Annotated in this window: 17 protein-coding genes and 2 tRNA genes; 13 read left to right on the top strand and 6 right to left on the bottom strand. The window is 70.0% G+C overall.

Annotated elements, in window-relative coordinates:
* Nucleotides 1–120: 120 nt before the first annotated feature.
* The 3 genes from ACIBZJ_RS26475 to ACIBZJ_RS26465 form a co-directional block, all read right to left on the bottom strand.
* The gene (locus tag ACIBZJ_RS26475) at nt 121–891 is read right to left on the bottom strand and encodes an ABC transporter permease (protein ID WP_395934043.1); all 771 of its coding nucleotides are present in this window, start codon (nt 889–891) and stop codon (nt 121–123) included.
* Entirely contained in the window at nt 888–1,847 is a 960-nt protein-coding gene (locus tag ACIBZJ_RS26470) for an ATP-binding cassette domain-containing protein (protein ID WP_395934041.1), read from the bottom strand. The genes ACIBZJ_RS26475 and ACIBZJ_RS26470 overlap by 4 nt, the downstream gene beginning before the upstream one ends.
* A 157-nt stretch (nt 1,848–2,004) precedes the next feature.
* Nucleotides 2,005–2,688 carry a PadR family transcriptional regulator gene (locus tag ACIBZJ_RS26465; RefSeq protein ID WP_395934039.1) on the bottom strand — a complete coding sequence of 228 codons (684 nt, stop codon included), beginning with the start codon at nt 2,686–2,688 and terminating at the stop codon, nt 2,005–2,007.
* Between the two features lie 221 nt (nt 2,689–2,909).
* Here ACIBZJ_RS26465 and cimA point away from each other — a divergent pair, with 221 nt between their 5' ends.
* Nucleotides 2,910–4,514 carry a citramalate synthase gene (gene cimA, locus ACIBZJ_RS26460; protein WP_395934120.1) on the top strand — a complete coding sequence of 535 codons (1,605 nt, stop codon included), beginning with the start codon at nt 2,910–2,912 and terminating at the stop codon, nt 4,512–4,514.
* Here cimA and ACIBZJ_RS26455 read toward each other — a convergent pair.
* Both ACIBZJ_RS26455 and ACIBZJ_RS26450 read right to left on the bottom strand, forming a co-directional pair.
* Nucleotides 4,475–5,347 (bottom strand): 3-methyladenine DNA glycosylase, encoded by an 873-nt coding sequence (locus ACIBZJ_RS26455; protein ID WP_395934037.1) that lies wholly within the window; start codon nt 5,345–5,347, stop codon nt 4,475–4,477. The two genes, cimA and ACIBZJ_RS26455, sit on opposite strands and share 40 nt — an antisense overlap.
* Nucleotides 5,344–6,363, bottom strand: a complete 1,020-nt coding sequence (locus ACIBZJ_RS26450; protein ID WP_395934035.1) for a LacI family DNA-binding transcriptional regulator — start codon at nt 6,361–6,363, stop codon at nt 5,344–5,346. The genes ACIBZJ_RS26455 and ACIBZJ_RS26450 overlap by 4 nt, the downstream gene beginning before the upstream one ends.
* A gap of 280 nt (nt 6,364–6,643) precedes the next feature.
* On the opposite strand from ACIBZJ_RS26450, the gene ACIBZJ_RS26445 reads away from it, so the two are divergent.
* The 10 genes from ACIBZJ_RS26445 (at nt 6,644) to ACIBZJ_RS26400 (ending at nt 15,798) form a co-directional block, all read left to right on the top strand.
* Nucleotides 6,644–7,798, top strand: a complete 1,155-nt coding sequence (locus ACIBZJ_RS26445) for an extracellular solute-binding protein (protein ID WP_395934033.1) — start codon at nt 6,644–6,646, stop codon at nt 7,796–7,798.
* Nucleotides 7,795–8,685, top strand: a complete 891-nt coding sequence (locus ACIBZJ_RS26440; protein WP_395934031.1) for a carbohydrate ABC transporter permease — start codon at nt 7,795–7,797, stop codon at nt 8,683–8,685. The genes ACIBZJ_RS26445 and ACIBZJ_RS26440 overlap by 4 nt, the downstream gene beginning before the upstream one ends.
* Nucleotides 8,686–8,696: 11 nt before the next feature.
* Nucleotides 8,697–9,566, top strand: coding sequence for a carbohydrate ABC transporter permease (locus tag ACIBZJ_RS26435; protein WP_395934029.1), 870 nt, complete (start codon nt 8,697–8,699; stop codon nt 9,564–9,566).
* An 8-nt stretch (nt 9,567–9,574) separates the two neighbouring features.
* Nucleotides 9,575–11,188, top strand: a complete 1,614-nt coding sequence (locus ACIBZJ_RS26430; RefSeq protein ID WP_395934027.1) for a glycoside hydrolase family 43 protein — start codon at nt 9,575–9,577, stop codon at nt 11,186–11,188.
* A 191-nt stretch (nt 11,189–11,379) separates the two neighbouring features.
* Complete coding sequence (locus ACIBZJ_RS26425) at nt 11,380–12,171, top strand: fumarylacetoacetate hydrolase family protein (protein ID WP_395934025.1); 792 nt, start codon at nt 11,380–11,382, stop codon at nt 12,169–12,171.
* A gap of 12 nt (nt 12,172–12,183) precedes the next feature.
* Nucleotides 12,184–13,674: a glutamate--tRNA ligase gene (gene gltX, locus ACIBZJ_RS26420; RefSeq protein WP_395934023.1), complete on the top strand. Its 1,491-nt coding sequence runs from the start codon at nt 12,184–12,186 to the stop codon at nt 13,672–13,674.
* Nucleotides 13,675–13,801: 127 nt separating this feature from the next.
* Nucleotides 13,802–13,873: transfer RNA gene (locus tag ACIBZJ_RS26415), tRNA-Gln, on the top strand.
* A gap of 37 nt (nt 13,874–13,910) precedes the next feature.
* Nucleotides 13,911–13,983 (top strand) — tRNA-Glu (locus ACIBZJ_RS26410).
* Nucleotides 13,984–14,832: 849 nt separating this feature from the next.
* Nucleotides 14,833–14,970 carry a hypothetical protein gene (locus ACIBZJ_RS26405; protein ID WP_395934021.1) on the top strand — a complete coding sequence of 46 codons (138 nt, stop codon included), beginning with the start codon at nt 14,833–14,835 and terminating at the stop codon, nt 14,968–14,970.
* 237 nt (nt 14,971–15,207) lie between these two features.
* The gene (locus tag ACIBZJ_RS26400; protein ID WP_395934019.1) at nt 15,208–15,798 is read left to right on the top strand and encodes an LPXTG cell wall anchor domain-containing protein; all 591 of its coding nucleotides are present in this window, start codon (nt 15,208–15,210) and stop codon (nt 15,796–15,798) included.
* 74 nt (nt 15,799–15,872) lie between these two features.
* Here the strand turns inward: ACIBZJ_RS26400 and ACIBZJ_RS26395 are convergent, their stop codons facing one another.
* The gene (locus tag ACIBZJ_RS26395) at nt 15,873–16,559 is read right to left on the bottom strand and encodes an IclR family transcriptional regulator (protein WP_395934118.1); all 687 of its coding nucleotides are present in this window, start codon (nt 16,557–16,559) and stop codon (nt 15,873–15,875) included.
* 65 nt (nt 16,560–16,624) lie between these two features.
* Between ACIBZJ_RS26395 and leuC the strand changes: the two genes are divergently transcribed.
* Together leuC and leuD are read left to right on the top strand one after the other, a co-directional pair.
* Nucleotides 16,625–18,055, top strand: a complete 1,431-nt coding sequence (leuC, locus tag ACIBZJ_RS26390; protein ID WP_395934017.1) for a 3-isopropylmalate dehydratase large subunit — start codon at nt 16,625–16,627, stop codon at nt 18,053–18,055.
* A 5-nt stretch (nt 18,056–18,060) separates the two neighbouring features.
* Nucleotides 18,061–18,660, top strand: coding sequence for a 3-isopropylmalate dehydratase small subunit (leuD, locus tag ACIBZJ_RS26385; RefSeq protein WP_395934015.1), 600 nt, complete (start codon nt 18,061–18,063; stop codon nt 18,658–18,660).
* The last annotated feature ends 17 nt before the right edge of the window (nt 18,661–18,677 follow it).

Genomic DNA, 18,677 nt, shown 5'->3' with positions numbered 1-18,677 from the left:
CCCTCCGACTGCGTTCCGTCCCCATCAGCCATGTACGTCACTGTGCCGGACTTCGGGGACCCGACGCCATGACCGTAGCACTCGTGTGTACGTTGGTGTCAGTGGTGCCGGGTCTCCCGCTCACGACGAGCGCTGGTAGCTGCGGAAGGCGGCTCCGGCCGCCACCGCCAGGGCCAACGCCAGGGCGGTGAGCTGCAGCGCGTCGCGGCCGATCAGGCCCCAGTCCGGCGCCTCCGACAGCGCCGAGCGGCTGCCCACCGCGGCCCAGTTCAGCGGATTCCAGGCCGCCGCGGACGCCACCCACCCCGGCATCAACGAGGGCGCCAGCATCACCGACGACAGGAACGACAGCGGCAGCGTCAGGAACTGCGACAACCCGATCAGCGCGTCCTGCGACCGCAGCATCAGCGCCAGCGCGTCCGACAACCCGGTGAACGCCGCCGCCAGTAGCACCGCCAGCCCGATCGTGACCAGCACCCCGACGACGCTCGGGTACCGCACCCCGGCCACCCACGCCGCCCCGAACACGATCAGCCCGAGAATCACCATCGTCAGACCCTGGTACGCGATCGAGGCCCCCACGATCGCCCCGCGCCGGGTGGGCGACGCCAATGTCCGGTCCATCACCCCGCGATCGATGTCCTGGATGAACGACGTCCCGGCCCAGTTCGCGGTGAGCATGGCGGTCATCGCCACCACGCCGGGCGTCAGGAACTCCAGGTACGACCCGCCGAACCCGGGCAGCGTCCCGATCGCCTTGAACACCGAGCCGAACAGCAGCAACCAGATCAGCGGCTGCACCAGCGAGAACACCAGGTACACCGGCTGGCGGCCGAGCGTCCGGACGGACCGAACGGTGAGCAACCCGGTCTGAGCGAGCGCGAGGGTCACGCCGCCACCCCCTCGGCGGAGGCGAACGCGCGCCCGGCGTACCGCAGGTACACGTCGTCCAGCGACGCCGGAGCGACGCTCGCGGCGACCAGCGGAATGCCCGCACCCTGCAGCGAACCGAGGAGCCCGGCACCGTCCCGGGCCTGGGCCCGCAGCCGTGGACCGTCGCGTCGCACGTGGACGACCCCCGGCAGGCCCTCGAGCAGCCGGGCGGCCCGGCCGCCGTCGTCGGCCGACTGCAGGTCGACCTGGACGGTGTCACCACCGAGGTCGGCCTTGAGCGCGTCCGGCGCGCCTTCGGCGACGACCTGGCCGCGGTCGACGATCAGCAGGTGACCGGCCATCTGATCGGCCTCGTCGAGGTAGTGCGTGGTCAGGACGACGGTCAGCCCGGTGGTGCGGGTCAGCGTCGACACGGTGGCCCAGAGCTGGGTCCGCGCCTCCGGGTCGAGACCCGTGGTCGGCTCGTCGAGGAACAGCACCTCGGGTTCGTGCACCAGCCCCATCGCGACGTCGAGCTTGCGCTGCATGCCGCCCGACCACCGCCCGGCTTGCCGGTCGGCCGCTTCGGAGAGCCCGAACGTCTCCAGGAGGTCGTGCGCGCGGCGGGTCGCCGAGCGGCGGGAGATGCCCCGGAGGCGTGCGGTCAGCACCAGGTTCTCCCGTCCGGTCGCGATCGGGTCGAAACCCGGACGCTGGGAGACGTAGCCGATCTTCGCCCGGACGGCGGCGGGCTCACGCAGGACGTCGTGGCCGGCGACCTCGGCGGTACCGCCGTCGGGCCGGCTGAGCGTGCTGAGGATCTTGACGGTGGTGGACTTCCCGGCGCCGTTCGGGCCCAGCAGCGCGAACACGGTGCCGGGCGGCACCTGCAGGCTGAGGCCCTTCAACGCGTGGACGGCTTTCGCGCCGCGTCCGTAGGTCTTGGTCAGGCCGGTCGCAAGAATGGCGTGCATGGCTCCCCTTCAGGGGTCGGCAACGGCGGAGCCGGCGACGGATACCCTGAAGATGCGACCCTCGGGATCGTCGCCCGCTCCGGCGGAACGGGTTCGGTTCGGAGATTCGGGACGGCCCTCGGGCCGGCGTTGGCGCGCCGGGTTCGAGGGCCGTCGTCTACCCGACGGGCCCCACCTCCCCCGGCCCGGTGAAGTGCACCGGGAACTCGGCCAGGAGCTTGGCGTCGACCTCGGCCGGCGACAGGCCGGACGAGCGCAGTTCGTGGATCCGCCTCCACCCGTCCAGACCGGTCAGCGAGCCGGCTTCGATGTCGCGCAGCAACTCGGCGACGTACCGGATCTCGGTGTCGCGCATCGCGTTCTCGTACTCGTTCTCGAGCATGAAGATGCGCGGAAAGCTCGCGAACTCCTCCTGGATCGCGGCGGCCTTGCGGGCCTCCATCGTCAGCGTGGCCAGCCGCAGCCGGAGCAACCGGACGGCGTCGTCGACCGGTAGCGCGGCGAGCAGCGAGAGCGCCGCCTCGAACTGCGTGTACTCCTTGACCGGGCGGCTCACGAGCTCGCCCAGCCAGTCTTCGACCTCGCGGTGACCGGCCTCGGTGATCGCGTAGACCGTCCGCTCGGGACGCCGGCCCTCACGGGTCGTCTCCTGCGTCTCGATCAGCCCGTGGCGCTGCAGGGACTCGATCACCGAGTAGAGCGACCCGTAGTTGAGCTTGATGCTGTCGTCCTTGCGCCGCTCGCGCAGCGTCGAGGACATCTCGTAGGGGTGCATCGGACGCTCCTGGAGCAGCGTCAGCGCGGCCAGCGCAAGCGGGTTGGAGACCTTGCGACGCGCCACGAGACCACCTCCGAAGCCGAATACTCGGCTCAGAGTACTCGGCGACACGATGGTCCACCAGGTGGAAGCCTGTGCGCGCGAACGGTCGGGATGTGTAACTATCGATCCGTGACCGGGTTCTGCATTACCGACTAGCGCGTCAGCGTTCGCTGACGCGCAGACCTCCCACGAAGTGGGGGGTCTTTTTGTTTGCCCGGGTTTCCGCCAGAGAGGTTCAGATGATGCCCACCGCCCAGGACGACACCTTCCACGTCTTCGACACCACGTTGCGCGACGGAGGCCAGCGCGAGGGCATTTCGTACTCCGCCACCGACAAGATCGCGGTCGCCCGATTGCTGGACGACGTCGGGGTCGGGTTCATCGAGGGCGGCTGGCCGGGAGCACTGCCGACCGACACCGAGTTCTTCGCGCGGGCGGCGCGCGGTGAGCTGGAGCTGCGCCACGCCCGGCTGGTGGCGTTCGGCGCGACGCGCAAGGCCGGCGTCCGCGTGCAGGACGACAAGCAGGTCGCGGCGCTGCTGGCCGCGCAGACCCCGGTCGTCTGTCTGGTCGCCAAGTCCGACGTCCGGCACGTCACCGACGCGCTGCGGACGACGTACGAGGAGAACCTGGCGATGGTGCGGGACACCGTCGCGTACCTGGTCGGCGAAGGCCGCCGGGTGTTCCTCGACTGCGAGCACTTCTTCGACGGCTACGCGCACGACCGCGACTACGGGGTCCGGGTACTGGCCGCGGCCTTCGAGTCCGGTGCCGACGTCGGCGTCCTCTGCGACACCAACGGCGGCATGCTGCCGATGGGCGTCGGACAAGTGGTGTCCGAGGTCATCGAACGGACCGGTTTCCGCGTCGGCATGCACGCGCAGGACGACACGGCCTGCGCGGTCGCGAACACGCTGGCCGCGGTCGAGGCGGGCGCGACCCACGTGCAGGGCACCGCGAACGGCTACGGCGAGCGGGCCGGCAACGCCGACCTGTTCGCGATCATCGGCGGGCTGGTGACGAAGATGAACCGCCCGGTCGTGCCGGCGGAATGCCTGCCGGAGCTGGTTCGCGTCTCGCACGCGATCGCGGAGATCGCGAACATCGCGCCCGACACCCACCAGCCCTACGTCGGCGCCAGCGCGTTCGCGCACAAGGCCGGGCTGCACGCGAGCGCGATCAAGGTCTCGCCGGAGCTCTACAACCACATGGAACCCGCGGTCGTCGGGAACGACATGCGCATCCTCGTCACCGAGATGGCCGGGCGCGCGTCGATCGAGCTGAAGGCACGCGAGCTGGGCATCGACCTCACCAACGAGCCGGAGGCGGTGGGCCGGGTCGTCACGCGCGTGAAGGAACTCGAAGCCGCCGGGTCGTCGTTCGAGGCCGCGGACGCGTCGTTCGAGCTGCTCGTCCGCTCGGAGCTGGAAGGCTCGGAGGGACCGACGTTCTTCCGGCTCGAGTCCTACCGGGTGCTGGTCGAGCAGCGCGAGCCCGGCGAGGCGGTCAGCGAGGCGACCGTGAAGCTCGCGGTCGACGGTGAGCGGGTCATCGCGACCGCCGAGGGCAACGGCCCGGTCAGCGCACTCGACCGCGCGCTGCGCCAGGCGCTGGCCACGTTCTACCCGTCGCTGGCCGACGTGGAACTCGCCGACTACAAGGTCCGCATCCTGGACGGCCGGTTCGGCACCGACGCGGTCACCCGCGTGCTGATCGACACCACCGACCACAAGGGCGAATGGACCACGGTCGGGGTCCACGGCAACGTGATCGAGGCATCGTGGCGCGCGCTGATCGACGCGCTGAACTACGGTCTGCGCCGCGCCGGTGCCCCGGCTCTCGTCTGATCGATGACCCGCAGAAGCGCCGAGCGGAGGATCCCGCCGCGTTCTGCGAACGCCCGTTGGGCGGCGGCGTACTCCGCCCGCCCTTCGGGCGTTTCCACGCCCACCGGCTCGTAGCCGAGGGCCGCGAAGTCGTACGGGCTCGCCTTCATGTCCAGCTCGCGGACGCTCTTCGTCAGCCGGAAACAGTCGAGGACCAGGTCCGACGGGGTGAGCGGGGACAGTTTGTAGGCCCATTTGTAGAGGTCCATCGTCGCATGCAGGCAGCCGGGCTGCTCGAGCGCGACCTGGGTCTCACGGGCCGGCTGGAGCACGTTGAGCGGCCGGGCGGGTTCGGTGAAGAACCGGAACGCGTCGAAGTGGCTGCACCGGACGCCGCGCTCGTCGACGACGGCATTCGTCCGTTCCGCGCCGAGGCGCAGGGGCCAGGAATCGTGCCGCACGTCGGGGATCCGGTAGACCATCGCCCACTCGTGCATGCCGAAACACCCGAGCTGGGGAGGGCGTGAGGCGGTGGCGCGCAACAACCCCGCGACCCAGTCCACCGTCTCCGATCGGCGCGCCAGGTAGGCGTCCAGATCGAGAACGACGCCGCCCTCGACGGCGGTGTACCCGGGGAAGTCGTCCGGATCGGCCTCGGCGAGGACGACCCCGGCGCCAGGGTGCCAACGGCGCAGCTGACCGGGGCGGAACGAGTAGTACTCGAACAGGAAGTCCTCGACCGGGTGGCGTTCGCCGCGACGGCGGCGCGCGAGGTGGTCGCGGAGCAGCGCGTCGACGCTCGCCGCGTGGGTGTCGCGCCGCGCGCGCCACTCCTCACCCGACAGAACCGTCACCCGGCCGATTTTAGCGGCGGCGCCGTGCTGTCCCGGATCACCAGACTGGTGGACAGTTCGATCGACGTCGAGTCGAGTGGTTCCCCGGCCACCAGCCGCAGCAACGCCCGCGCCGCGGTCACGCCCATCTCGTGCAGTGGCTGCCGCACGGTCGTGAGCGCCGGTGACGTCCAGGACGCGAAGTTCAGGTCGTCGAACCCGACGACGCTGAGGTCGTCCGGCACGGTCCGCCCGGACGTGCGCGCGGCCTCGAAGACGCCCATCGCGTGCATGTCGCTGCCGGCGAAGATGGCCGTGGGCGGGTCGGCCTCGGCCAGCAGCGACTGCGCGGCCCGGAATCCGCCGTCGTGGTAGAAGTTCCCGTATCTCAGCAGGCCGCGTGGGGCCGGCAGATCCGCGGCGTCGAACGCGGCCCGGTAGCCGGCGATGCGCGCCCGGGTGCACGAGAGTTGTTCCGGGCCGCCGATGACCGCGATCCGCCGGTGTCCGAGCTGCAGCAGGTGCTCGGTGGCGGCGTACGCGCCGGAGAAGTTCGTCGCGCCGACCGAGGGCACGTCGGGCGGCGGCTGGCTCACTCCGTCGACGACCACGATCGGCGTTCCGTGCCGCCGCAACTGTTCGCGCTGCGAGGCGTCCAGATCCGACAGCACCAGAATCGCGCCCTGCGAACCGCGGGCCAGCAACGAGTCCAGCCAGCGACGGGTGAGCGCGGCCCTGCTGTGCACGGCCGAGATCACCAGCCCGATGCCCGCGGATTCCACCACCTCCTCGACGCCGGTCAGGATCGCCAGGCCCCACGAGCTGTCGAGGTCGTTGATCACCAGGTCGAGCAGGTCCCCGCTGCCGCGGTGGTGAGCCGCCCGGCGTCGTCGGTACCCACGTTCGTCGAGCAGCCGCTGGACCCGGCGGCGGGTGTCGTCGGCGACGTCCGTGTGCCCGTTCAGCACCTTGGAGACGGTGGACACCGAAACATCGGCGGAGCGCGCTATCTCCGCGATCGTGGTTCGACCGGTCATGCAGGCACTGTAGGGCCGAAAACTTTCGAAAACCGGGCAACGTTACGAAGTCGTTACTTGACCCGTGAAAGCGCTTCCCCTAATTTCCGTGCACCTCAGCCCGCTCGAAACCTTTCGAACCCAACGACGTGGGGAAGGACAGGTGCGGATCATGCGCCGACGCGCGCTTCTTGCCGCAGTCACTGGCATCGCACTCGCATTAACCGCTGCTTGTGGCAGCTCCGGACCGGGAACATCCAAGTCCGGCGAACTACATGTCTGGTCCCTGCAGGACGCCGGTTTGACGCCGGTCGTCAAGGCATCGATCACCCGCTACAACAAGGACGGCGACAACAAAGCGTCGCTCAGCACCTACATCAACGACGCGTACAAGCAGAAGATCCAGGTCGCGATGGGCTCGCCCAACGCGCCGGACGTCTTCTACAACTGGGGCGGCGGAAACCTCAAGCAGTTCGTCGACGCCGGCCAGGTCGCCCCGCTCGACGACGCGCTGGCGAAGAAGCCCGACGTCCTGAGCGCGTTCCTGCCGAGTGTGCTCGAGACCGCGAAGATCGACGGGAAGCAGTACGGCCTCCCGATGACCGGTACCCAGCCGGTGGTCTTCTTCTACAACAAGGCCGTGTTCGCCGCGGCCGGCGCGCAGCCGCCGACGACCTACGACGAGTTCCTCAAGCTCGTCGACCTGTTCAAGTCGAAGAAGGTCACGCCGATCGCGCTGCCCGGCTCGCAGGGCTGGACCGAGCTGATGTACGCCGAGTACTTCCTCGACCGCATCGGTGGCCCGGACAAGTTCCCGGCGATCCTCAAGGACCCCGCGGCGTGGAAGGACCCGGCCGTCGTCCAGGCGCTGCAGGCGTGCCAGGACCTCGCCAAGAAGGGGGCGTTCGGCACGAACTTCGCGTCGATCAACTACGACAACGCCGGGGCCGGGAAGCTGCTCGCGACCGGCAAGTCGGCGATGTTCCTGATGGGGACCTGGGAGTACCCGACGCAGCTCAAGAACAACCCGAAGTTCGCCCCGAAGGACCTGGGTTGGTTCGCTTTCCCGTCGATGCCCGGAGGTAAGGGTCAGCCCGGCAACCTGGTCGGCAACCCGAGCAACTACTTCTCGGTCAACGGCAATTCCAAGAACAAGGACGCGGCGATCGACTACCTGCTCAAGACCGTCTCGTCCGACGGATACATCGACGACCTGATCGCGAGCGGCGCGGTGCCGGCGATCAAGGGCGCCGAGGCCAAGCTGGCCGGCAAGCCGAACGCCGAGTTCAACACCGACGTGTTCAAGATGGTCTCGACCGCGCCGGCGTTCTCGCAGTCTTGGGACCAGGCGCTCCCGCCGGACATCGCCAAGGTGCTGCTGGCCGACCTGCAGAAGCTGTTCCTGCAGAAAATCACCCCGCAGGCCTTCGTTGATGAGATGGCCAACCTGAAGTGAGCACTGTCGCAGCAAAGGAGCGGCCCGGATTCGTCTGGGCCGCCCCCGCGGCGGTCTTCTTCGCACTGTTCGGCGTCGTGCCGATCGCCGTGGTCATCTATCTGAGCGGGACGAAGTGGAACGGGCTCGGCACCCCGCAGTGGGTCGGGAGCGCGAACTGGTCAGCGCTTCTCGACGACAACGAGTTCCTCCCGTCGCTGCGGACGACTGCTCTTCTCACGGTCGGTACCTGGCTCGTCCAGACGCCGCTGGCGCTGTTGATCGGCGTCTGGTCAGCCGGTCAGCAGCGGTTCCGGGCCTTTCTCTCCACCGTGTTCTTCCTGCCGCTGCTGCTCTCCACGGCGGCGATCGCGCTGGTGTTCGTCTGCCTGCTCGACCCGAACTTCGGTCTGGCGGCCACCTGGGGCAAGTTCCTCGGCGTCCCGGACGGCAACTTCCTGGGCGACGACGGCCGGGCGCTACCGACCGTCATCTTCGTCCTGGCCTGGCAGTTCGTGCCGTTCCACACCCTGCTGTACCAAGCCGCGACCCGGCAGATCCCCACCCAGCTCTACGAGGCCGCCCAGTTGGACGGCGCCGACCGCGTCCGGCAGTTCTTCTCGATCACGTTGCCGCAGCTGCGGAACACGATCGTGGCCTCCTCGGTGATGATGCTGGTGGGTTCGGTGACCTACTTCGAGTCGGTGCTGCTGCTGACGAACGGCGGCCCCGGGTCGGCCACCCAGGTGCTGCCCCTGGAGATGTACAAGGACGGCTTCATCGCCTTCGACATGGGTTATGCCAGCGTGCTCGCCGTACTGCTGGTGATCATCGGCACGGTCCTGTCGATCGTCGTCGTGCGGGCGACCGGATACCACCGGATGACGAGCGACCGGGAGGGCCTGTGAGCACCTCACTGATGTCTCGACCGCGGACCCGAGCCTCGGAGGTGCCGCCGAAACGACAGCGGCGGCGGCTGCGGGCGAACATCCCCGGCGGGGTGGCGGCGTGCGTCTGGTTCCTGATCGTCGCGGTGCCGATCTACTTCATCGTGATGACGAGCCTCCGCACCCAGGACGCCTACGTGGCCGACGGACCGCTCGATGTGCCGACGAAGTTCACGTTGCACAACTACGCCAACGTGCTCGACCTCGGCTTCGGGACGTTCCTCACCAACAGCGTGATCGCGGCCGTCGCCACGGTCGTCGTCACGCTCGGGCTCGCGCTGCCGGCGTCCTACGGGATCGTCCGCGGCCGCAGCCGGTCGGTGCGGATGGCGTTCAACCTGTTCCTGGGCGGGCTCGCGATCCCGGCGCAGGCGGTGATCATCCCGATCTTCCTGATCATCACCCGGCTGCACCTCTACGACAGCCTCACCGCGATCGTCCTGCCGACCGCGGCGTTCTCGCTGCCGATGGCGGTGCTAGTCCTCACCAGCGCGCTGCGGGACGTGCCGGCCGAGTTGTACGAGGCGATGACCGTCGACGGCGCCGGCCCGGCCGTGCTGTTCCGGCGGCTCGTCCTGCCACTGTCGCGTCCGGCGCTGGCCAGCGTCGGCATCTTCAGCGGCCTGAACGCCTGGAACGGCTTCCTGTTCCCGCTGGTGCTCACGCAGAGCGAGAACCAGCGGGTGCTGCCGCTCGGGCTCTGGAACTTCCAGAGTCAGTACGGCACCGACGTCCCGGGCCTGCTCGCCGCCGTCGTGCTCTCGGCGCTGCCGGTGCTCGCCCTTTACCTGTTCGGCCGACGTCAGCTACTCAGCGGCCTGGCCGCTGGTTTCGGCAAGTAAGGATCTCCATGGTTACCGAAGTCGCTGCCCCACCGACCGTCATCACGAATCCGGTCCTCACCGGCTTTTACCCGGACCCGTCGATCCTGCGCGTCGGCGAGGACTTCTACCTGGCGACGTCGACGTTCGAGTGGTTCCCAGGCGTGACGCTGCACCACTCGCGCGACCTCGTGCACTGGCGGTCGCTGGGCGGTGCGCTGACCAGTGAAGATCTCCTCGAACTGCGGGGCGTCCGAGACTCGGGAGGGGTCTGGGCGCCCTGCTTGTCGTACGTGGACGGGCTGTTCCACCTCGTCTACTCGAACGTCGGGACGTACGGCGGCGGCTTCTGGGACACGCCGAACTATCTCGTCACGGCGAAGGACATCACCGGCCCGTGGTCGAAGCCGGTGCGGCTGCACTCGCTCGGCTTCGACGCGTCGATGTTCCACGACGACGACGGCCGCAGCTGGATGCTGAGCATGATCGCCGACCACCGATCGGGCCGCGAACCGTTCGCCGGTATCGCGCTGCAGGAGTACGACCGTGCGGCCGCGAAGCTGCTGGGTGAGCCGGTGAACGTGTTCACCGGTACCGGCGCCGGGTACGTGGAGGCCCCGCACCTCTACCGGCACGACGGCTGGTACTACCTGGTGACGGCCGAGGGCGGCACGTTCTGGAAGCACCAGGTCACGGTGGCCCGCTCCCGGACGATCGACGGTCCCTACGAGGCCGACCCCGAGGGCGCGATGCTCAGCTCCTGGCCCGACCCGACGCTCACCCTGCAGCGCGCCGGTCACGGCTCGCTCGTCGCGACCGCCGAAGGCGAGTGGTACCTGGCCCACCTCGTCGGCCGTCCCCTCACCGAGCGCGGCCGATGCATCCTCGGACGCGAGACCGCGCTGCAGCGCGTCGAGTGGAGTCCGGACGGCTGGCCGCGGGTGCCCGGCGGCCTGCCGCTCGACGAGGTGGTCGCGCCCCGGCTCGAGCCGCACCCGTGGCCGGCCGAACCCGAGTGCGACGAGTTCGACGGAACGGTGCTCGGCCCGCAATGGAGCACGCTCCGGCGTCCGCCGTCGGACGACTGGCTGCGCCTGTCCGACGGCCGCCTCCAACTGGTCGGCGGCGAGTCGCCGGTGTCGCTGCGCGGTTCGAGCCTGGTCGGACGCCGGGTCCAGCACGCGTCCTGCGCGTTCGAGACCAAGGTCAGCTCGGCACCGACCACCTACAACCAGATGTCCGGCCTCGCGGCGTACTACAACACGCTCAACTGGGTGTACGCCCGGCTGACCAGCCACGAGGGGCTGGGGACGGTGGTCGACGTGCTGGCGTCCAACCGGGGGCGTCTGTTGCAGGCGTCGAACCCGGTGCCGGTCTCCGATCCCGCCGCCGGGGTCACGCTCCGGGCCGAGCTGGACGGCACCTCGCTGCGGTTCGGCTACGCGATCGACGGCGGCGAGCTGCGCTGGTGGCCGGAGACGCACGACGCGAGCGTGCTTTCGGACGAATACGCGTTGGAAGTCGTCGACTCGACCGAGAAGGTGCAGGGCTTCACCGGTGCTTTCTTCGTTCTGTGGGCACAGGACCTGACCGGCGGCGGCCTGCCTGCCGACTTCGCCTACGCGTCGTACGAAGCGCGATAGAGCCCGCGCCGGCCCGGGGTTGTGCCGCCATACCCCCCGGGCCGGTCGCGATCGTTGCTGCGGCCCGGTGCCCGGCCGTAGCGCGTGCCCGGCCCCGACCCAGGCGGTGGGTCGGGGCCGCTGCAGGTCCGGAAATCGGGAGGGCTACCCGGGGTTAGGGTTGCGGCAACGACGACCCGAGGAGTTCAACCGTGCGCATCGCGCTCTTCGCTCACCCCGGCGGCCGGGCATTCGGCGCCGTAGAGGGGCCGGCCGGAACAGACGATCCGGAAGTGCTGACGATCGCCGAGCTCGAAGGCGTGCCGTTCAGCGGCATCCGCTACACCGGCGAGCGCTGGACGCTGGCCGACGTCGAACTCCTGCCCCCGATCCTGCCCAGCAAGGTGGTCGGCATCGGGCGCAACTACGCCGCGCACGCCAGTGAGCTCGGCAACGAGGTGCCGTCCTCGCCGCTGCTGTTCCTGAAGCCTCCGACGTCGATCATCGGCCCGGGCGCCCCGATCCGGCTGCCGATCGACTCCAAGCAGGTCGAGCACGAGGCCGAGCTGGCCGTCGTGATCGGCGGCCGCGGTGCCCGCCAGGTCTCCCGCGAGGACGCGATGAAGTCGGTGTTCGGCTTCACCTGCGCCAACGACGTCACCGCCCGTGACCAGCAGCGGTCCGACGTCCAGTTCACCCGGGCCAAGGGCTACGACTCGTTCTGCCCGCTCGGCCCGTGGATCGAGACCGACCTGAACTGGGCCGACGTCGGTGTCCAGGCGCTGGTGGGCACGGACGTCAGGCAGGACGGCCGCACCAAGGACATGATCTTCGACGTGCCGACGCTGGTCTCCTACGTCTCGCACGTGATGACGCTCCTGCCCGGCGACGTGATCCTCACCGGTACCCCGGCCGGCGTCGGCCCGATCGTGGCCGGCGAGTCGGTCAGCGTCCGCATCGAGGGCCTGGGCACCCTCACCAACCCCGTCGCCAACCGCGCCTGAGAGGCCCGAACAGTGTCCACCGAGCACCGCGATCCGTCCGTACGGGTGCGGTTCTGCCCCTCGCCCACCGGCAACCCGCACGTCGGGCTGATCCGGACCTGCCTGTTCAACTGGGCCTACGCCCGGCACCACGGCGGGACGTTCGTCTTCCGGATCGAAGACACCGACGCCGCTCGCGACTCGCAGGAGTCCTACCAGCAGCTGCTGGACTCGCTGCGCTGGCTCGGCCTGGACTGGGACGAGGGCCCGGAGGCCGGCGGCGACTACGGTCCGTACCGCCAGTCCGAACGTCGCTCGATCCACCTCGACGTGGTCGCGAAGCTGCAGGCCGCCGGCTACCTCTACGAGTCGTTCTCGTCCGGCGAGGAGATCGAGGCCCGGCACCGCGCGGCCGGCCGTGATCCGAAGCTCGGTTACGACAACTACGACCGCACGATGACCGACGCGTCGAAGGACGAGTTGCGGGCGGCCGGCCGCGTGCCGGTGCTGAGGTTCCGGATGCCCGACGACTCGATCGGCTGGACCGACCTGGTCCGCGGCGACGTCGTGTTCGCGCCCGGCACCGTGCCCGACTACGTCGTCGTGCGCGGCAACGGCGACCCGCTGTACCCGCTGGTCAACCCGGTCGACGACGCGATGATGCGGATCAGCCACGTGCTCCGGGGCGAAGACCTGCTGCCGAGCACGCCGCGCCAGATCGCGCTGCACCGCGCGCTGATCGACGTCGGAGTGGCCGAGCGGGTGCCCGAGTTCGGTCACCTGCCGTACGTCATGGGGGAGGGCAACAAGAAGCTCTCCAAGCGGGATCCGCAGGCGAACCTGCTGCACTACCGGGACGCCGGATACCTGCCCGAGGGCCTGCTCAACTACCTCGCGCTGCTCGGCTGGGCGATCGCCGAAGACCGCGACATCTTCACGCTGCGCGAGATGGCCGAGGCGTTCGACGTCCGGCGGGTCAGCCCGAACCCGGCCCGTTTCGACGCGAAGAAGTGCGAGGCGATCAACGCCGCGCACCTGCGGCTGCTCGCGCCCGACGACTTCGCCGACCGTCTGGTGCCGTACCTCGCCGGTGCCGGGCTGATCGCCCCGGAGCCGACCTCCGACGAGCGTGCGCTGCTCACCGCGGCTGCGCCGCTGGTGCAGGAGCGGATGCCGGTCCTCGGCCAGGCTCCCGGCATGCTCGGGTTCCTGTTCGTGAAAGACATCACTCCGGACGCCGACGTGCAGGCGAAGGTCCTCGGGGCCGACGCCGCCCCGGTTCTGGACGCCACGATCGAGGCCCTTTCCGGGTTGGGTTCGTGGGGCGCGGCAGACATCGAGGGTGCCCTGAAAGGCGCTCTGGTTGACGGTCTGGGGCTGAAGCCGAGGAAGGCGTTCGCGCCGGTCCGGGCCGCGATCACCGGCCGCACGGTGTCGCCGCCGCTGTACGAGTCGATGGAGTTGCTCGGACAGGAGCGGTCGCTCGCCCGCCTCCGTGCCGCGCGCGAACTCGTCGTCACCTGAGAGCCGGCCCGTCCCCGGGCAGCCGCCCGGGGACGGGCCGGGCCCGATTTGGGACCGGCCCACCCTCTCGGCTAGAGTTACCGACGTTGCGAGCGGATGACAGCCAAGCAGACGTGAGCAGCGCCATTGGGGTATGGGGTAATTGGCAGCCCGACGGTTTCTGGTTCCGTTAGTCTAGGTTCGAGTCCTGGTACCCCAGCTCAGCAGCGTCCGGTTCGTCCCGGACGTTGTCCTAGGGCCCCGTCGTCTAGCGGCCTAGGACGCCGCCCTCTCAAGGCGGTAGCGCCGGTTCGAATCCGGTCGGGGCTACGTAGTGCGAAAGGGCAGGTCAGCGCCGGTTAGCCGGTAGCAGGCCTGCCCTTTGTCATTCCGTCTTGTGGAGCTGGGGTTCGTCGGGACCGTCGGGGTGCTGTGCGCGGGTGGGGCTGCCCGGTGAGGTGGTCGCCGGCCAGGTGCGAACGGTTGAGGTCCCGGCGTGCTCGGCCGTGCTCTCATCGAGGATGCGGTCCCGGCGTGCTCGGCCGTGCTCTCGCCGAGGATGCGGTCGCGCGGCTGAGGCTCCGAGCGCCGCGTGCGGGTCGTCGCGGCGCGGTCGCACTCTCGCCGCGGATGCGGTCGTGGTGGCGGTGATCCGGGCGCGGATCTTCGTCGTGCCCGTGGCGCCGCAGCGCGGTCGAGCGGCGGCGCGGCCAGCACCTATCGGCCTGGGACTCGATTGTCTGCTCGGCTCCGCGCTGCGCGGTCGCGGCACTGTCACCAACTGGGGGAGGGCGCCCGTCAGCAGCCTGCCACCACCCGTTGGCGCGCGTTGGGTGCTCCACGATCGCCTCGTCGGCGATGACCCATCGGGGTGATGGCGATCGCCCCCAGCCCCTCGCCGACCATCCGCGTTCCGCCCCGCGCGTTCCGCCGTGCAGGCCCGGTGCGCGCGGCCCGCCGTGCGGAGACCGGCGTGCGCGGGCAGTCCGGGGTGCGCGAGTTCGGCCTGCGCCAGTACAGCGACCTTGGCGGGCTGACCGTCCTCTGCTGGCTGAGCGTCCTCAGGCGGCACGGCGTTCTCGGGCCTGAGCGTCCTCGGGTGGCACCCTCGCGGGGCGAGCCGCCGTTCGCGGGGCTCCTCCGGCGGAACCGATCGATCCGCCGGCGCCTCCAATCGGCATGCGTCGATCGTCGGAGTTCCGGTTCGAGTTGGTGATCTACGCGCTCGTGCTGCTCTCGCTCCTCGGCTGCTGCGGCTGGTGCGGCTGGAACGCGACCCGACCCCCGCCGATCGTGGAATACGCCCCCCGACGGTGAAACCCCTGCGTGTCGATTCGTGACACGCCGTGCCGATAAAGGTTGGTTCGCCCCAGGTGGAGATTCCTGACCCTCGGGGCCCTCGAACATCACCCGTGTCCGATTCATCCTGTTAAATGGGCATGACAGGACCATGTGCAGGTTTGAGCAAGGCCGTCCGGCCGGCCCGATTGTGGACAGGTAGGTGTTGATATGAAGCCCAGGTTCCGACGTCTCGCATACGCAGGCGCTGCGACCGTGGGAGCGGGGGTCGTCGTTTTCGTACTGGCGGGAGGGCCTACCGCGAACGCGGACCAGTGCTCCGCCGCTGATACGGCCTCCGGTGCCAAGCCGCTCGCCGCCGAGTGCGCGGTGTCGGCGGGTAAGGCCGAGAACGCTGCGCTCGTGGGACGGCCGGGCGCCCCGCTGGCGGCCACGCCGAACGAGGCGAGCCCGCCGGCCGAGGAGTCCGGGGCCAACCCGGTGCAGCCGGGTTCGTCGACCGGCCCCGAGGTGCCGTCGACGCCGGGCGAGGAGTCCGGGGCGAACCCGGTGCAGCCGCAGGCGTCCACGCCTCCGGAGGTACCCGAGACCACACCGCCGGAGGAGACCGGAACGCAGCCGGTGACGCCGGAGAGCCCGTCGCCGACGCCGGGTGAGGAGTCCGGGTCGCAGCCGGCCGTGCCCGCGAGCACGCCGCCCGCCGGCCCCACCGGTGGCGAGAACCAGCCGCAGCTCCCGGTCACCGGCCGCAAGGACGGTGCGGCCCTGGGTGCGCTCGGCGGCGCCACCGTGCTGGCCGGCACCGGCCTGGTCGTCGCCGCCCGCCGGCGTCGCCGCACGAACTGACGCCCGCGCACACGAAGGCCCCGGGCTCGCCCGGGGCCTTCGTCGTGGGGGCAAAAGCTCCCACCGGCGTGCAGCTAGAGGCCGGAGAGGCGCTGCCCGGCTCGGATCACTTGCACGGCGTGGCGTTCGCCCGGGCGGCGCCCCAGGCGTTCTATCGGGCCCGAGATCGAGATCGCAGCGATCACGCGCCCCTGGCGGTCGCGTACCGGGGCTGAGACCGACGCGACGCCGGGCTCGCGTTCGGCGACGCTCGACGCCCAGCCGCGGCGCCGGACCTCGGCCAGCGTCCGCCCGGAAAACCGGCAGCGGGGCAGCAACGGAAGCACCGACTCCGGCGGCTCCCAGGCGAGGAGCACCTGCGCACCGGACCCGGCGGTGATCGGCAGCCCGGTGCCCACCGGCACCGTGTCGCGCAGTCCGCTGGACCGTTCCGCCGCCGCGACGCAGATCCGCTCGTCGGCCCGGCGCAGATAGAGTTGCGCACTCTCGCCGGTCGCGTCGCGCAACTGGGCCAGCACCGGCGCCGCCGCCGTCAGCAGCGCGTCGGGCGCCGCGTTCGCGAGTTCGGCCAGCCGCGGCCCGGGACGCCAGCGCCCGGCCTCGTCGCGGACGAGCAGCCGATGCGCCTCGAGTGCCTGGGCGAGCCGGTGTGCGGTAGCGCGGGGCAGGCCGGACCGCTCGACGAGCTCGGCCAGGCTGGCGCCGTCGACCGTGGCCTCGAGGATTGCCACGGCCTTGTCGAGTACCCCGACACCGCTGATAGTCTGTCCCACAAGACGAAACTACCATCCCACATCGCAGGAAGTCATGAGGTTGGGAGCCTGACATGGGCCGAACGCTTGCGGAGAAAGTCTGGGACGCACACGTAGTGCGTTCACAGCCGGGCGAACCGGATCTGCTCTACATCGACCTGCACCTCGTCCACGAGGTGACCAGCCCGCAGGCGTTCGAGGGTCTTCGCCTCGCCGGCCGGCCGGTCCGCCGTCCGGACCTCACGATCGCGACCGAGGACCACAACGTCCCGACGGTCGACATCGACAAGCCGATCGCCGACCCGGTCAGCCGCACCCAGGTCGAGACGCTGCGGAAGAACTGCGCCGAGTTCGGCGTCCGCCTGCACCCGATGGGCGACGCCGACCAGGGCATCGTGCACGTCATCGGCCCGCAGCTGGGCCTCACCCAGCCGGGCATGACCGTGGTCTGCGGCGACAGCCACACCTCGACGCACGGCGCGTTCGGTGCACTGGCGTTCGGCATCGGCACCAGCGAGGTCGAGCACGTGCTGGCGACCCAGACGCTGCCGCTGAAGCCGTTCAAGACGATGGCGATCAACGTCCGGGGCAGCCTCCGAGAGGGCGTCACGCCGAAAGACATCATCCTGGCGGTGATCGCCCAGATCGGCACCGGCGGCGGTCAGGGCTACGTCCTGGAGTACCGGGGCGAAGCCATCCGGGAGCTCTCCATGGAGGGCCGGATGACGATCTGCAACATGTCGATCGAGGCCGGCGCCCGCGCGGGCATGATCGCGCCCGACGAGACCACGTTCGCGTACCTGAAGGGCCGTCCGCATGCCCCGCAGGGCGCGGACTGGGACACCGCGGTCGAGTACTGGAAGTCGCTGCCCACCGAAGACGGTGCCACGTTCGACGTCGAGGTCGACATCGACGCGAGCGCGCTCACCCCGTTCGTCACCTGGGGCACGAACCCGGCTCAGGGACTCCCGCTGGGCGAGAGCGTTCCCGACCCGGCCGCGTTCACCGATCCGCAGGCCCGTACCGCGGCCGAGCGGGCGCTGGAGTACATGGGGCTGACGGCGGGTACTCCGCTGCGCGAGATCACGGTCGACACCGTCTTTCTCGGTTCCTGCACGAACGGCCGGATCGAAGACCTGCGGGCCGCGGCGGCGGTGCTCGACGGGCGGCGCGTCGCCAACGGCGTCCGGATGCTCGTCGTTCCGGGCTCGATGCAGGTCAAGCAGCAGGCCGAGGCCGAAGGCCTGGACAAGGTCTTCAGCGAGGCCGGCGCGGAGTGGCGGCAGGCGGGTTGCTCGATGTGCCTGGGCATGAACCCCGACACGCTCGCCCCCGGTGAGCGCTCCGCCTCGACCTCCAACCGCAACTTCGAGGGACGCCAGGGCAAGGGCGGCCGGACGCACCTGGTGTCGCCGCTGGTGGCCGCCGCGACCGCGATCACCGGGCATCTGAGCGCCCCGGCCGACCTGCCGCCCGCCGCCACGGCCACCGCCCCGAGGAGCTGAGCCCGATGGAGAAATTCACCTCGCACACCGGCACCGCGGTCCCGCTGCGCCGGTCCAACGTCGACACGGATCAGATCATCCCGGCCGTCTATCTGAAGCGGGTCACCCGCACCGGATTCGAGGACGGATTGTTCTCGGCGTGGCGGGCCGACCCCGAGTTCGTGCTCAATCAGCCCCAATACGCGGACGCGACCGTGCTGGTGGCGGGCCCGGAGTTCGGTACCGGATCATCGCGCGAACACGCGGTCTGGGCGTTGATGGACTACGGCTTCAAGGTCGTGATCTCGCCCCGGTTCGCGGATATCTTCCGCGGGAACTCGCTCAAAGCGGGGCTGTTGACGGTCGTTCTCCCGGAAGACGCCGTCGAGTGGCTCTGGAAGGCGATCGAGGCCGATCCGCGCACTCCGGTCACCGTCGATCTGCACGCCAAGCAGGTGCGAGTCGGTGACCGCGTGGAGGAATTCGAGTTCGACGACTACAGCCGTTGGCGGTTGCTCGAAGGACTCGACGACATCGGCCTCACCCTGCGGCACGCAGCCGCTGTCGACGCCTTCGAAGAGAAGCGTCCGGGCTGGTTGCCGCGCACGCTGACGTCGGCGAAGTAAGGCTTTCCGACACACTG

The sequence above is a fragment of the Cryptosporangium sp. NPDC051539 genome, assembly GCF_044454545.1.
Classification (GTDB): domain Bacteria; phylum Actinomycetota; class Actinomycetes; order Mycobacteriales; family Cryptosporangiaceae; genus Cryptosporangium.
Note: the sequence above shows the minus strand (reverse complement) of the source record. Positions and strands in the feature narration are given on the sequence as shown.